This is a genomic window from Pantoea sp. At-9b (assembly GCF_000175935.2).
In the GTDB taxonomy this organism is placed as follows: Bacteria; Pseudomonadota; Gammaproteobacteria; order Enterobacterales; family Enterobacteriaceae; genus Pantoea.
On record NC_014841.1, the window covers coordinates 37,118 to 52,006 of the forward strand.

Sequence of the window (14,889 nt, forward strand, 5' to 3'; positions counted from 1 at the left end):
CTAAGATAAAAATAGCATTAGGGATAAATAATGGCTGTGATAATTTTTATTCTACGCAGCATCCAGCTGACGTAACACACCATTATTTATCTTATTTTTTCCAGGGATATTCAGAATGAAAAAGCTCCGCCTGGCAAGCTTGTTATTGACCTCTGCATCGCTGTTATTCAGCCATTCCTTTATCGCGCAAGCCGCTGATGCGCCAATCCCGTCACTGGCGGGCAAACGCATCGGCATCACCGTTGCTGGTACAGAACATTACTGGGATCTGAAAGCCTATCAGGGGCAGATCGACGAGGTGAAACGCCTTGGTGGCACGCCTATCGCGCTGGATGGCGGGCGTAAGGATGCACAGCAAATCGCGCAGATTCAGACCCTGATTGCACAGAAACCGGATGCGATTATCGAAACCCTGGGCACCGCATCCGTGCTGGAACCCTGGCTGAAAAAAATTCGCGATGCCGGTATTCCGTTATTTACTGTCGATACCGCCAGTCCGTCGAGTATTAATGTCACCACCTCCGATAATTTTTATATTGGCGAACAACTGGCGTTGAAGCTGGTGAATGACCTGCGTGGCGAAGGCAATATTCTGGTTTTTAATGGCTTCTATGGGGTGCCTGTCGTGGCAATGCGCTATGACCAATTAAAAGCAGTATTGAAGTGGTATCCAAAAATTAAAATCATCCAACCGGAACTGCGTGATGTCATTCCCAACACCGTACAGGATGCCTACGCGCAAATCAGCCAGCTGCTGAATAAATATCCTAAAGGATCGGTACAGGCAATTTGGGCGGCATGGGATGTACCACAAATCGGTGCCACTCAGGCGGTAGATGCCGCAGGGCGCAGTGAAATTAAAACCTACGCGGTAGATGGCAGCCCGGATGTGGTGTCGCTGGTGAAAGATCCTAAATCCAGCGCGGCAGCCGTAGTGGCGCAGCAACCCTATCTGATTGGTCAGACCGCCGTACAGAATGTGGCGAAATACCTGGCAGGCGATCGCACCTTGCCTCCGGCCACGTATGTACCGGCGATCCTGGTCACCAAAACAAACGCTGCCGAAGCGCAGAAAACGCTGGGCCAGACGGATGGGAAATAACCCTCCGCGCTTGCAACTGCACAACATCAGCAAAGCCTTTAATGGCATCCCGGCATTGCAGTCGGTTTCGCTCAGCGTCAACGCCGGTGAAGTTCACGGGCTGATTGGGCACAACGGCGCGGGGAAATCGACGCTGACCAAAGTGCTGGGCGGTATACATGCTGCCGATCATGGCAGCATCGAGCTGGATGGCAAGCCGTTGGCATTATCCAGCCCGGCGCAGGCGCTCAAGCGCGGCATCGCCATCGTGCATCAGGAACGCTTGCTGGCGGGTACGTTGACCGTCGCCGAAGCACTGCTGCTCGGTGATGAGCCACGCGTGGCCGGTACGCCCTTTCTGCAACGCCGAAAGATGCGGCAACAGGCAGAACAATTGCTGCAACAGCATTTTGGTTTGCAGCTCAATCCTCAGGCGCTGATCGCCACACTGAGCGTGGCGGAGCAGCAATTGGTACAAATCTGCCGTGTGTTGCGCAGCTCGCCACGCGTGATGGTGCTGGATGAGCCCACGGCGGCACTGGCACGTCACGAAGTGCAGGCGTTGTTCCGCGTCATTGAACACCTGCGTCAGCAAGGGATTGCGTTGATTTATGTTTCGCATTATCTCGATGAAATTCAGGCGCTTTGCCAGCACGTCACGGTACTGCGCGATGGTAAAGATGTGGCGCACTTCACTGCGCCTCACCTTCATCCCACCGCGCTTATCCGGGCCATGGTCGGTGATGAACGCCATGATATTGTGCCGCGAACCTTACGCCGTCCCGGCGATCGGGTACTTGAGGTAGAAAAACTCAGCGCGGCTGGCCGCTTTCGTAACGTTAGCTTCCACGGACGACAGGGCGAAATCATCGGGATTACCGGGTTGTTAGGTTCAGGGGGTAAGGCGTTAATCCGCGCATTGTTTGGGCTGGAAACGGGCGTCAGTGGCCATGTCAGATTGGGTGAGAACACGGGCATCCCCTCCTCGCCGCATGCGGCAGTAAAACGCGGTATCGCTTTTGTGCCGGAGGACCGTCGCGCCAATGGTATCGCGCTCGACACCAGCCTGCGCGAGAACATCACCCTGACCACGGTACGGCGGCTGTTGCGCTGGGGCGGTGTCTCACGCCAGGCAGAAAGTAAGCTGGTGGCGAAAAACATCGAGCAGCTGGCAATACGCTCTCCCGGACAACTGGCCCCGGTGCGTCAGCTCTCTGGCGGCAACCAGCAAAAAACCGTGTTGGCAAAATGGCTCAATACCGGAGCGCGACTGTATCTGTTGGATGAACCCACCGTCGGGGTCGATATCGCCGCCAAAGCCGCGATTTACCACACGCTACAACGATTAGCCGATGAAGGAGCCTTGATTCTGGTGTTTTCGACTGACTTGCTGGAACTGCAAACCCTGGCCGACCGCATCATTGTACTGGCGCGCGGCGATCAGGTTGTCACGCTGGCGGCACAGCAAACCAGCCATCAGGAAATTCTCTCCTGGGCTTCAGGCACAGGACCGCTGACGGAGAAGGTAATATGACTGACGTCACTCAAGCCGCGCCGATAGAACATCCGCGCAAACCAAACGGACAGCAGTGGCTACAACACATTTCTCTGCTGCTGATTCTGTTGGTACTGGCGGTATTTGCCTGGCTTTCACCGATATTCCTGACAGTGATTAACCTCGGCAATGTCTCGCAGCAGACGGCGGTAGTCGGCACCCTGGCACTGGGCTTGACCCTGGTACTGAGTGGCGGCGGCCTGCAAGGCATTACCGGCGGTATTGACCTGTCGATTGCCGCCAATCTCGGCTTATGTGCGGCAGTGCTCGCCAGCCAGCTAAATGCCGGACACGCTATTCCACAGGCGCTGCTGCTGACGCTGTTCACCGGTGCAGCAATGGGTCTGTTTAACGCCCTGGCCATTGTCTGGCTGGGAATTCTGCCGCTGCTGGCCACACTAACCAGCATGAATATCGCCATCGGACTGGAAATGGTGTTGACCGGTAATGCATCTGTCCCGGCCAGCAGCGATTGGCAAAACCTCCTGCTCGCCAATGGCCCGCTTGGGGTTTCCTGGTTGGGCTGGTCTTTCCTGTGTCTGGCATGTGCTGCCATCGCCTTGTGCCGTTTCACCGCCTTCGGCCTACGTTTGCAGGCAGTCGGCAGTCATCCACAGGCCGCCAACGCCGCAGGCATTAGCGTCAAACGCTATCGGGCGCTGAGTTACGTGTTATGCGGTGTCAGTGCAGCATTTGCTGCTATCGCTTCAGTGTCGCTGCTGAGTGGCAGCTCTCCCGGAGCCAACGACAATCTGCTGATGGTGATCGCTGCCGCTCTTTTAGGGGTGGTGTTCTCGCGACGCCTGGTCCCGACCCTCGGTGGTGCACTGATCAGCGCGTTGTTTCTCAGCCTGATCGCCAATGGTTTCCAGCTGATCAACGTCTCCAGCTACTGGATCAATGGGGTTGAAGGCGCGCTGATTTTATTGGTGGTGGCACTGACCGCGTTGCTGCGTCGCCGTCAGCTAAGGAGTACTCAAGGTGTCTGAATTAACCTTTACCCGCAGAACGAAGGCTTTGCGGCCAGCCGGACTGCTACGTGTCGCAATGGTATTTACATTCACCGTTCTGCTGCTGTTTTTTATCATTAACGCGCCGGGTTTTGCCACAGCCTCAAATATTCGCAGCGTGCTGCTGAATAATGTCGCCCCGCTGGCGATTGTCGCGCTGGCGATGACGCTGGTGACGCGGATAGGTGCGATCGATCTTTCAGTGGGCACGGCCATTGATATAGCCTGCCTGGTGCTGGTAACACTGGTACTGCATCACGTCAGCCTGCCGCTGGCGTTGATCACCGCGTTGTTGGCGGCTCTGCTGGTCGGCGTATTTAATGCCTTTTTGGTAACGTGGCTCGGTGTGGAGCCGTTTCTTGCCACACTTGGCACATTGTTTATTGGTCAGAGCGTACAGCAATTATCATCCAACGGTGGGCAACCGGTATATCTGCTGAGTCAGACATTACCCGACGGCTTTTCGGCGATCGGCCACGGTACGCTGCTGGGCATCCCGATTCCACTGTGGCTACTGCTGCTGGTGGCACTCGCGCTCTGGCAGTTAGTGCATCGCAGTGCGACCGGACGGTCGCTGAGCGTGATGGGGGAACAGGTCAGCGTGGCACTGCATTCGGGGGTGCCGGTCAAACACCTGACGGCGCTGGCGTTAATCCTCAGCGCATTGATTGCCGGTATCGTCGGTGTAATCCTTGCGGCTAACGTCAAAGCTTGGGTCCCACTCTCGGGTAATGCCTATCTGCTGAACGCGATCGGGGCCAGCTTTATCGGTGCTACCTTTGCACCATCACGACGTCCCAATGTGCCGGGTACCTTGTTGGGCGTATTGTTGCTCAGTTTCATTGCCAACGGATTATTGTTGATCGGCTGGAATTTTTACTGGCAGCAGGTCGCTACCGGCGGCTTGATCTTCGTGGTGTTGGCGGTCGGCGCATTACGCGTCAGACGTCATCTCTGATATCCCGGCAAACAGGGCGGCAGATCGCGCAGCCGCCCTCCCCTCCTCGGCTTAACTCCACGCATGACGCGGTGGCGGTGTACCGTTCAGGTAATAATTCCCGACATGGTAGTATTTCCAGCGTACCGGATCGTGCAACGTATGGGTGCGAGCATTGCGCCAATGCCGGTCGAGGTTAAACTCCTGCAATGTTGAACGGGTGCCGGCCAGCTCAAACAGTTTGTTTCCGGCGAGGATGGCAATTTCGGTTGTCAGCACTTTGGCCTCCGCGGTTGCCACCGTAGCGGCAGCGACCGTCGGTTCATCGGGTTGCAGCAACGCCCGGTCAATTTCTTCACCGGCACGCCACAACAACGCTTCGGCGGCATGCAACCGGATTTTTAAATCCCCCACGGCCGCTAACGTGAAATGATCGTCGGACGCGCGTGCCTGCCCACTGTCAATCCACGGGCGGGAACGTTCCCGCACAAAGCGCAGGGTGTCTTCGATAGTACCGCGCGCGATACCGACATCCACCGCTGCCTGAATAATCTGAGAAATCGGTCCGGCGGCGGTCGGGCGTTCGAAGGCTTTAAAAACCGGGATCACTCGCGACAATGGCGCACGCACATTCTCCAGTCGCACGGTACCTGAGGCCGTGGTCCGTTGGCCGAAGCTCGACCAGTTGTTGATAATGGTCAGCCCGGGGCTGTTGCGATCCAACACAATCAGGTGTGCTCGTCCTTCATCATCCACGGCAACCACATGGATGCGATGGGCCAGCAGCGCGCCAGTCGCATAAAATTTTTCGCCATTGATGACGACCTCATCACCTGCGCGCTGAAAGCGCGTCTGGAAATCGGCAACGGTACGTGAGTTTTTCTCGGAAAAGGCGTTGCCCCAACGTAATCCGGCCAGCACCTCAGCCAGCAGCGTGTGCTGCTGCGCATCCGTCCCGTCTTCAATCAGATGCGCCACTCCTGCCAGATGGTTTTGCGGTAATTGTCCCAAGGCAGAATCTGCGGCAGAGATAATCGCAATCACTTTCGCCACCGTCGTCCATGAGACGCCCGCGCCACCCCATTTTTTCGGGATCGCCATCCCCCACAGACCGCTTTGGGAGAAAGCATTCAGCTCTTTGAGCGGCAAAATCCCTTCGCGGTCGCGCCGTGCAGCTTCCCGGGCGAACTCTTCTGCGAGTCGATGGGCAATGGCAATCGCTTCCGCATCATCGCGGATCACATGAGCAGGCTCGACGGGCAACGGCACCGGCGCTTCAGCCTGCTGCGAATTAACCTTTAAGTCAGGGATTTCATTAAGTGACATGGTGACTCCAGCGGGTCGAGGTGTGGAACGATATCTTCGCACGCGTCCCAGCGGGGCCATATCTCAATTGCGGCTATACAAAGAGAGAAATGTGTTTTAACACAGGGAGTTATTCTGCCGGCTACGTATGTTCTTATTCCACACATTAATAACCATATGGAATTAGATAATATTATTAACTCTATTACAGTTATATAAAACTTCGCTATTTTGATGCCTGAATTGCATTTCACTTTTCTTTCTTTTCTTATCAGGGCCATCACATGACATTCAAACTGCATCACTTCGTACTGCCTTTACTTATGGCGGCCGCTCCCCTTTTCAGCCATGCGGAAGAATCCACCTGGGACCATATCAAGCAAACCGGTGAGCTGCGTATCGGTGTCGCCCAGGGGGAACCCTGGTATTTTAAAGATCCTTCGACCGGCGAGTGGAACGGCATAGGCTATAACGTGGGTAAAGTGCTGGCGAAAGATCTTGGGGTAAAACTGGTGCCGGTTGAGACCACCTGGGGTAACGCCGTGGCGGCAATACAGGCAGGGCAAATTGATACCATGCTGGTGCTCGATCCCACTGATGAACGGCGTAAAGCGGCTGATTTCTCCGATCAACCGTTTCTCTGGTACGCTCAGGGGGTGTTGATCCGCGATGGCATTCCCGCGACAAACTGGGAAGATCTCAACCGTCCTGACATCAAAATTGGTGTAACGCTGGGCAGCAGCCCAGACCTCATTCTGACCAAAAAGCTCCCAAAAGCACAGTTGGTGCGTTTCACCAATATGGATGAAGGTGTCGCCGCTTTCTACGCCGGACGCGTTGATGCGCTCTCCTATGTCCATCCGGCATTGGCATTACAGCAGGCCAAAGTGCATAAGGGCAATCTGATCCTGCCGAAACCCATTATTGCCATCAGCACCGGTGGCGCATTACGGAAAGAGAGCGACCCGCGTTTCCGCAATTTCCTGAATGAGGAATTCGTTAAAATCTACAAATCCGGTCAGAGCAAGCAGTTTTACGAGGACGCACTGAAATTACGTGGTGTGGATATCAGTAAAGTCCCTTCCGTCATTAAAGAAGAGTGGCAATAACCTAACCCAGTATCGGGGCAAGCATGGCCCCGATATCCTCGCAGCGTTCCATATCGAGCAACTGCTGAGCAAATATCCGTGCATGCTCTGGCAGCATCAGCGCTGACAGGTTTGCGATGAACTTATCCACAATCTGCTGTTCTGACAGTGGGTTTTCTTGCGTGCCTGCCGGGTAATCAATAGTTTTACCCATCAGCACCGTATCCTGCATCACCACCTCTACGCGCGCCGCCGGGCGACGGTGTCGCTGCATCAGTTGATCAAAATGCGTTTCCGCCAGTACCTCCACTCGCTCCGCAAAATGGAGAATATCGTCGGAAGTTCGCACTGCATCGCTGCTCCACAGATGGCGAGGTACCCGGAAGACCAGGCAGGCGATAGCCAACGGCAAGCTGAATTGCGCATCGGTACTACACTGTGGCCGGGTATCGGTAAACAAGTTTGCCAGCAGCTGACTGGCATAAACTCGCACACGCTGGATTTTTTCCGGGTCGGGGAGTGTAATCAACACCTCCTCGAACGATTGCAGTGCGGTATGCATCCAGCGGCAGGTCGGATACGTTTTAATGCTGGCATGTTGTAGCTGCCAGACCGACCCAAGATTATCGATTAACACGTCAGGATGGAACTGATCTGACCCCATCATCCGCCAGAATCCCTGCTCCCCTGCCAGGACATCGTGCGGACCGATGATACCTGCCAGATGCATTTCAACCGCACGCACCCCTGCTTCAGCGGCAGGCGCGTTATAGTCTTTCAGGGAGACCAGCGGTCGCTGCTGCCAGTTGTATTTGTGCAATGACGGCAATGGCGTCAGTGACGCTGCCAGCCCGAGACAATTTTCCAGTTCCCTCGCATCACAGCCGTTCAGCAGACCGTATGCCACCGCAGCCCCCAATGATTCATGCTGGCAGACACCGTATACCTGGCGAAAACGTTCCGGACTGGGTTGTTGTGAAAGAATCACCCGACCATTGATCTCCCAGGCTGCCACCAGAGCAGTAACAAAGGCCGCACCACTGACCTGGCGGGAACCGATTGCCGCCAACGCGCCCGCCACCAATGTTGCTCCCGGATGCCCCATTCCCCTCCCCGCCACTTCAAAGCCGTCATCGTAATCCAACGCATTGATAGCGACAGCATTAAGAAAGGCGGCACCTGTAGAGGCGAGCGGTGTGCCACCATCCAGCGTGATGCTGTTACCCGCTGCATACTGTGAACGCGCCATCCTGGCACTCATCTGTAACACGCGATCTTCCCGGGCAGCCACGCCACATCCCAGGCTATCGATAAAATGCAGCAGAATTTTTCGTTTCAGCGCCGTAGGGATTGCATCAGGAGTCAGCTGGCAGGCGAATGTTGTTAATTGGCAGGTCAGAGAATTGGAGTGAACCATAGCTTTCCCGATCAAATGGATATAGCAAAATGAGATAATAGCGGCATTTTATATTATTTATTTATCACATTTTCGTACTGCTAAGATGATGCCGTTCTAACGCACTGAAATTGAATTACGTCTTTTAGGGGTTGTGTCGCATGTCATATCAGTGGGATTTTGCCGCCATCTGGCCATATCGCATGTTGTTGCTCGAAGGGTTGTGGGGAACGATTCAAATCGGTGTGACCAGTATCATCTTCGGGATGCTGGCCGGAATGGTACTGGCGATAATGAAAAATTCGTCACTCCGCTCGCTGCGTATTCCCGCCATGGTGCTAATTGGTTTTTATCGTAATACCCCTGCCATCGTGCATTTTTTCTGGATTTATTACGCCTTACCGGTGATATCACCACTCACCCTCTCCCCGTTTGCTGCAGCGGTTCTTGCGCTGTCAGCGCAATCTGCTGCGTTTTATGCCGAGGTCTATCGTGGTGGCATCCAATCCATCAGTGCAGGGCAGTGGGAGGGTGCGAAAGCTTTGGGTATGCCACGAAGCACTGCGCTGCGTCGCATTATTTTCCCGCAGGCCTTACGCCGGATGATCCCCCCTTTCCTTGAACGTTCTTTTGAATTGCTGAAGTCAACCGCCCTTGCCTCTTCGTTGGCGTACAGCGAACTGTTGTATCAGGCGATGCAAGTCAACAGCCAGACTTACCGGCCACTTGAGGTCTACTCGGTGATCGCCGTGATGTATTTCACTCTGCTGTTAATCATCAGCCAATGCAGCCAGGTGATTGAGAAGCGTCTCGCTGTTTCTGATGTGCGTTAAGGAGGTTTTACAATGAACTACCAATGGGACTTTTCTATCATCGCGCAGAATTTCCCGGTTTTACTGAAAGGACTGGGTGTCACGCTGGAACTGTGGCTGGTGGCAGGGCTTAGCGGCACAATCATCGGTTTGATTTTGGGCATGGCAAGAACCAACTCGCGTCGCTGGATCATGGTGATAACACGAAGCGTGGTCGAGGTTTTTCGTAATACACCGGTACTGATTCAGTTGATCTGGTTCTACTACGCCTTCCCGGTATTGGTGGGTATCCAGTTTTCTACCTTTGGTGCCGCAGCCCTGGCTCTGACACTCTATACCGCAGCCTACAGTAGCGAAATTTTCCGTGCCGGGTTGCAGTCCATTGAGCGTGGTCAGTGGGAAGGGGCGAAAGCTCTGGGCATGTCACGGCCAGTAGCATTACGTCGCATTATCCTGCCACAAGTGTTTCGTCGCATGCTACCGGCGCTCACCAACCGCATGATCGAGCTGGCAAAGGTGACTTCGCTGGCTTCAATCCTCACCGTCAATGAATTGATGTATCAGGGCAGGCTACTCAGCAGTACTTATTATCGACCGGTGGAGATTTTGACCGTGGTCGCCCTGCTCTACTTTGTCCTGATCTGGCCGGGCAGCTATCTGGCCTCACGCCTTGAACGCCACTATCGCCCCCAGCCCTAATTAAAGAGAGACCTCATGTCAGATAAACAACCCGTGATGCGTATTCGTGGGCTGCAAAAGCAGTTCGGCGATCAGCCGGTATTAAAAGGAATAGATCTTGATATCTATCCAGGGGAAAAAATTGCCATCATCGGCGGTAGCGGTTCAGGGAAAAGTACGTTGCTGCGTTGCCTTAATTTTATGGAGATTCCTGACGCTGGCACCATTGAACTTGATGGCGTGGTGCTGGGGACCAACAATAAAAACCATCAACGTACCTACAGCGAGAAGCAGTTATGCCAGGTGCGTGAACGTGTGGGGATGGTGTTTCAGCAGTTCAACCTTTTTCCGCATCTCACTGTGCTGGATAACGTCACTGAAGCCCTGATTTCAGTTAAAAAAATGCGACGAGATGCGGCAACACTGATCGCTCAACGCGAACTGGAAAAAGTCGGTCTCGGTCAGAAACAACAGGCCTGGCCCGGCAGCCTGTCAGGTGGCCAGCAACAACGCGTAGCCATTGCGCGGGCTTTAGCCATGACGCCAGAAATCATGCTGTTTGATGAACCAACCTCCTCTCTGGATCCTGAACTGGTCGGTGAGGTATTGCACACCATCCGTGAACTGGCGGATGAAGGCCGGACCTTACTGTTGGTGACCCATGAACTTGGGTTTGCCTGGCATTTTGCCAATCGGGTGATCTTCATTGAGAACGGTGTGATTCACGAAATGGGTACCCCGGATGAAGTTTTAAAATACCCACGCCAATCACGCACCCGTGAATTCCTCGCGCGTTTTACCGAACGATCATTTTAAACAAAAGGAAGAGTGATGAGTGCAAGTCAAAGCAGTCAAGCCTATTTGCATGACCCGAGAAATGACAACGTTCAGGTTTATGTTAATGGTGAGTTTGTGCATCGTGACAATGCAACAGTATCAATTTTCGATTCTGGTTATGTCTGCGGAGATGGCGTATGGGAAGGATTGCGGCTGGTAAAGGGCAAACTTATTGCATTGCAGAGCCATCTTGATCGCCTGTACGCCGGTGCCGCAGCGATTCAGTTAGACATTGGACACAGCCGCGAAGAAATCACTGCCATCATGTACCAGACGCTGGCGGTGAACGGCATGACCGATGGTGCACATTTGCGTCTGATGGTTACCCGGGGTAAGAAGCGTACACCGAATCAAGACCCTCGTTTTATTATTGGTGGAGCCACCGTTGTTTGCGTTGCTGAATTCAAAGTGGTGGATAGTGAAGCTAAGAAGCGCGGTCTGGCACTCTTTACCGCGACATACCGGACCAGTACGCCTGATGTGTTTGATTTACGCCTGAACTCACACAGCCGCCTGAATCTCATTCAGGCGTTATTACAGGCACTGGATGCAGGTGCAGACGAAGCACTGATGCTCGATCCTCATGGATTTGTCGCCAGTTGCAATTCCACTAACTTTTTTATTGTTCGTCAGGGGAAGTTGTGGACATCAACCGGTCTTTATTGTTTTAACGGCATTACACGGCAGACTCTGATCGATTTGGCGAGCCAGCATGGGATTCGTGTTCATGAAAAACCATTTACCCTGGCTCAGGCACTGACTGCTGATGAGGCGTTTGTCACAGGAACACTTGCAGGCATCACACCGGTTAGAAAACTCGATGGCAGGGAATTTGATTTAAACCGCAATCACATCACTTTACAGCTAAATGAGTGGTATCAGGCTTATCTGGACAACGGCGTTTAACCTTGTTGTTAGCCAGGTTCTTGGGAAGGAAACCGTCCCGCCCCGGGAACCTGACAAGCATCCTTTATGCTTCATCTGTGAACTTCTTCAGTAACCTCCGACATCCTTCCGGATCACGCCTTAAATTTTCATGGTATATCGGACAAAATCACCAACCGTTGCGACTTTGTCATACAAATGCCGCGCATGGCTGTTTTCTCGTGTTAGCCAGTAAACTCGCGACCAGCCAGCATTTTTAGCTTCGATGCGAATTTTCTCGAGGATTGCACGTCCGGCACCAGACCCTCTTAGATGTTCCGCAACAAACAGGTCCTCGAGATAGCAGACAGGTTGCTTAACCCATGCTCCTTCGTGTAGCACCGCAATCGCAAAACCAGCCAGAGTCTCGTCAACTTCGGCAACCCAGCAGAGTAGGGGGGCATGCGGAGAAACTATTCTCTGGCAGGTATGTTCCGTAATACCGTCTTCTAATACCGCACCCGCAAAATCCAGATAGGCATTCCATAATGCCAGCCAGTTCAGATAATCACTCTCAGTTATCCGACGAATATTGATGTCCATCATGCTCCTCTTGGTACGTCTGCGATGAGTTTCTGATTCACTCAATTGAATGATGATGGTTTGAAACCCAGGGAATTTCAAATTGAAATTTTTACAAAAAATGATTACATAACAATGAGATATGTCGGTTTTTCTTAAGGGTAACTTCATGCCATAAAGTCACGCTTACTCACATCTAACATCGATGGAAAGTATACTTTTGTTTTAGTTGTTTGGATTCCATTACATGACCTGCATGCATAGCGAGAAATGAAAAAGGTACAATGGGTATTTATTATACCGATAATATTTTATTTTTATCTATATAAATCAATGTTTTATATGATTATTATTCTGGGTGTAAATTTACAGACGTAGCTACGCGAATTCTGAGAGGATTACAGGCTCTTACCTTGCGAATTTTTGCGTAGAGATGCCAATATTCTTGAGTAGCCTGGAAGGGTAGGGGGTTAGGGTTTATTGGACTATTGCCGAATTTTATAAATAGTCTTTTGCAGGATAATACCGTGTTCAGCCTTCACCTTAACACCAATGCTGCCCTGTGATATGGATCTTTTGTCCAGGATTACCGATTCTTAACTTGATTATTAGTACTTATTCGTGGGAATTTCAGTTTGAAATTTATAATTTAAACTAATATAAATCAATGTCTTAAATGTTAATCATGCTTGGGTTTTCAGTTAGCGCATTCTTCAGGAACAGCAATTTGAACATGAGAATGATGGCATCATTTCACCAGAGATGAGCAGAAGCCTGAGGAGTGAGCAATGGTGAAGCATCATCATCACCTTGTTATAAGGTTATCCGCTCAATCGCAATTTTCTCTTCTGACTTATTCACATTATTCACAGGGTAGATCCAATAATCTGATCTTAATACGATCTTATATCGATCCCATAAAAGCCAAAACGATCCCCGGATCGCTACAGGCCTTGGTATCTCTGGTCAAAGTTAAGATCTGAGTTATCAGTCATATGCAAAAGGTTTCCGGTTGGATGCTAAAAGTTTCTGGTCATATGCAAAGGGTTATCTGTCAGGTGCACTTTGATTTCCGCTTATATGCTGGTAAGGTTATCGGTCATATGCGGTGGCAAAATTAACTGTTGATAAATGGACCCTGTTTATGGCTAAGAAAGTCAATGACTTAGATAGCATGACCGAGGAAGTTAATAAGAAAACGGGCGAAGTTGTCCACTTAAATCCTTCGGCAGCAGCAACGGTGCAGCCTGTAGCATTGATGCGGCTGGGTCTTTTCGTTCCCAATACCGATCATGCGAAAGCGAAAAGCTCAGTCAACACGGTTAAGTCTACAGTGGATGCGACTGAGGATCTTTACCATTTGGAAGTGGTGAAAAGGGAAGGGTATAAAGATATCTCGATCCGCTCAGAACGCCTTGATATGGCAACTGATTTTCGTGTCTGGTTGGGGATCATTCGTTCGATCTATGATAACGGTACCTTTGCCGGTAAGTTAAAATTGCCGTTTACTAAGTTTTTGCAGAACTGCGGGTTTGACTCAAAACGTTCGAACAAAGACATGAAGAAGCGTATCGATGACTCACTGATGCGCCTGCGTGGTGTGACTATCCAGTTCCGTAATGACACCGGTTCTTTGACGACGGGTTTGGTGAACAGCGCGCATTACAACATGGCAAAAAATGAAGTCGAAATTGAGGGCGACCATCGGCTGGCGGATCTCTATCAGATGGATTACAAGGTGTACCTGCGCCTCAAAGCCATCGACCATTTGCCCCGTAAAGAGTCTGCACAGGCCCTCTATACGTTTATCGAGAGTCTCCCCCGCAATCCGGCACCGGTCTCGATGAAACGTCTCAGAGAGCGTCTGAGGCTCAAATCGCGTATCGCTTACCAAAACCACATTGTGCGTAAGGCGCTGGAAGAGCTAAAGGAAATCAATTATCTCGAATACACCGAAACCAAGCGGGGTCGATCGGTCTATTTCAACATCACTAAGCGTAATCCAAACCTGATCCCGGATAAGTCGTTGAAACTCGACAGGAGTGCTGAGGATGAACCTCAGATCGTTGATGAGGCGATGATCGCTAAAATCAGTAAACTCAAAGATTCTGGCTTCAGTGAGGAAGAGATTGCCAAGATCCTGATTAGCCTCGATTCAAAATGAGTGGCATCTCAGCGATAACTTCGCCAGCATACTACGGCTAACCTTTCTATTTTTATCATCCCATTCATAGAGTTATGAATGGGATCTGTCTGTTTTAGCTGCCTTTCTCTACTGCCTGCCATCCTTCTGAACTGCAATTTGTTGCGCATTCGCTCGCAAATCTGCATATGACCGATAACCTTTGCCCCCATACACTGCTCTGAAGCATATGACCGATAACTTTTAGCTGTTCAGAAGAGCCTTCAATACGGCATTGGCATACGACTGCCAACCTTTCCACAATAAAGCCAGTCATGATGACGTTAATAATATGATTTAAATTAAAAAATACAGCATGTCGCGTTAAAGCAAGGAATCAGCCCGTGCAGCACTATCAGCATATGACGGATAACCTTTTGCATATGACTGCAAACTTTCCATGCTTCATCTGACAAATAACAAGACGTTACTGTGTTTGAATCAACCTGCATAACCAGCATACGACGGGAAACTTTTGGCATACGACAGATAACCTTTCTGCCGCACGAATAACCTGCCCACCAACATTGTGTTTAAACTTCAAACGCTCAGGCGATTACCG

The 14,889-nt window shown here is 51.6% G+C and carries 13 protein-coding genes; 10 read left to right on the forward strand and 3 right to left on the reverse strand.

Features of this window, described 5'->3' with window-relative positions:
- The first annotated feature begins 115 nt into the window (after positions 1–115).
- The 4 genes from PAT9B_RS27495 to PAT9B_RS27510 are packed head-to-tail and all read left to right on the forward strand — an operon-like array spanning position 116 to position 4,604.
- A complete protein-coding gene (locus PAT9B_RS27495; protein ID WP_013512554.1) occupies positions 116–1,102 on the forward strand; it encodes a sugar ABC transporter substrate-binding protein in 987 nt (328 codons plus the stop codon).
- A complete protein-coding gene (locus PAT9B_RS27500) occupies positions 1,092–2,615 on the forward strand; it encodes a sugar ABC transporter ATP-binding protein (protein ID WP_013512555.1) in 1,524 nt (507 codons plus the stop codon). Before PAT9B_RS27495 ends, PAT9B_RS27500 begins: the two co-directional genes overlap by 11 nt.
- The gene (locus tag PAT9B_RS27505) at positions 2,612–3,625 is read left to right on the forward strand and encodes an ABC transporter permease (protein ID WP_013512556.1); all 1,014 of its coding nucleotides are present in this window, start codon (positions 2,612–2,614) and stop codon (positions 3,623–3,625) included. Before PAT9B_RS27500 ends, PAT9B_RS27505 begins: the two co-directional genes overlap by 4 nt.
- 58 nt (positions 3,626–3,683) lie before the next feature.
- Complete coding sequence (locus PAT9B_RS27510; RefSeq protein WP_150105912.1) at positions 3,684–4,604, forward strand: ABC transporter permease; 921 nt, start codon at positions 3,684–3,686, stop codon at positions 4,602–4,604.
- Positions 4,605–4,655: 51 nt separating this feature from the next.
- Here PAT9B_RS27510 and PAT9B_RS27515 read toward each other — a convergent pair whose 3' ends face one another.
- On the reverse strand, positions 4,656–5,909 hold the full coding sequence (locus PAT9B_RS27515; RefSeq protein WP_013512558.1) for an SfnB family sulfur acquisition oxidoreductase: 1,254 nt from the start codon (positions 5,907–5,909) through the stop codon (positions 4,656–4,658).
- A 302-nt stretch (positions 5,910–6,211) separates the two neighbouring features.
- Here PAT9B_RS27515 and PAT9B_RS27520 point away from each other — a divergent pair, with 302 nt between their 5' ends.
- Positions 6,212–6,997: a transporter substrate-binding domain-containing protein gene (locus PAT9B_RS27520; protein WP_223300544.1), complete on the forward strand. Its 786-nt coding sequence runs from the start codon at positions 6,212–6,214 to the stop codon at positions 6,995–6,997.
- A gap of 1 nt (position 6,998) precedes the next feature.
- Here the strand turns inward: PAT9B_RS27520 and PAT9B_RS27525 are convergent, their stop codons facing one another.
- Positions 6,999–8,393 (reverse strand): MmgE/PrpD family protein, encoded by a 1,395-nt coding sequence (locus tag PAT9B_RS27525; protein ID WP_013512560.1) that lies wholly within the window; start codon positions 8,391–8,393, stop codon positions 6,999–7,001.
- Between the two features lie 140 nt (positions 8,394–8,533).
- Between PAT9B_RS27525 and PAT9B_RS27530 the strand changes: the two genes are divergently transcribed.
- The 4 genes from PAT9B_RS27530 to PAT9B_RS27545 are packed head-to-tail and all read left to right on the forward strand — an operon-like array spanning position 8,534 to position 11,605.
- Positions 8,534–9,205, forward strand: a complete 672-nt coding sequence (locus PAT9B_RS27530; protein WP_013512561.1) for an amino acid ABC transporter permease — start codon at positions 8,534–8,536, stop codon at positions 9,203–9,205.
- A gap of 12 nt (positions 9,206–9,217) precedes the next feature.
- Complete coding sequence (locus PAT9B_RS27535; RefSeq protein WP_013512562.1) at positions 9,218–9,883, forward strand: amino acid ABC transporter permease; 666 nt, start codon at positions 9,218–9,220, stop codon at positions 9,881–9,883.
- Between the two features lie 15 nt (positions 9,884–9,898).
- Positions 9,899–10,678: an amino acid ABC transporter ATP-binding protein gene (locus PAT9B_RS27540; RefSeq protein WP_013512563.1), complete on the forward strand. Its 780-nt coding sequence runs from the start codon at positions 9,899–9,901 to the stop codon at positions 10,676–10,678.
- A gap of 15 nt (positions 10,679–10,693) precedes the next feature.
- Positions 10,694–11,605 (forward strand): aminotransferase class IV, encoded by a 912-nt coding sequence (locus PAT9B_RS27545; protein WP_013512564.1) that lies wholly within the window; start codon positions 10,694–10,696, stop codon positions 11,603–11,605.
- A gap of 120 nt (positions 11,606–11,725) precedes the next feature.
- On the opposite strand, the gene PAT9B_RS27550 is transcribed toward PAT9B_RS27545, so the two are convergent.
- Positions 11,726–12,169 (reverse strand): GNAT family N-acetyltransferase, encoded by a 444-nt coding sequence (locus PAT9B_RS27550; protein ID WP_223300541.1) that lies wholly within the window; start codon positions 12,167–12,169, stop codon positions 11,726–11,728.
- A gap of 1,120 nt (positions 12,170–13,289) precedes the next feature.
- Between PAT9B_RS27550 and PAT9B_RS27555 the strand changes: the two genes are divergently transcribed.
- Entirely contained in the window at positions 13,290–14,309 is a 1,020-nt protein-coding gene (locus tag PAT9B_RS27555; RefSeq protein ID WP_013512567.1) for a RepB family plasmid replication initiator protein, read from the forward strand.
- Positions 14,310–14,889 lie beyond the last annotated feature (580 nt).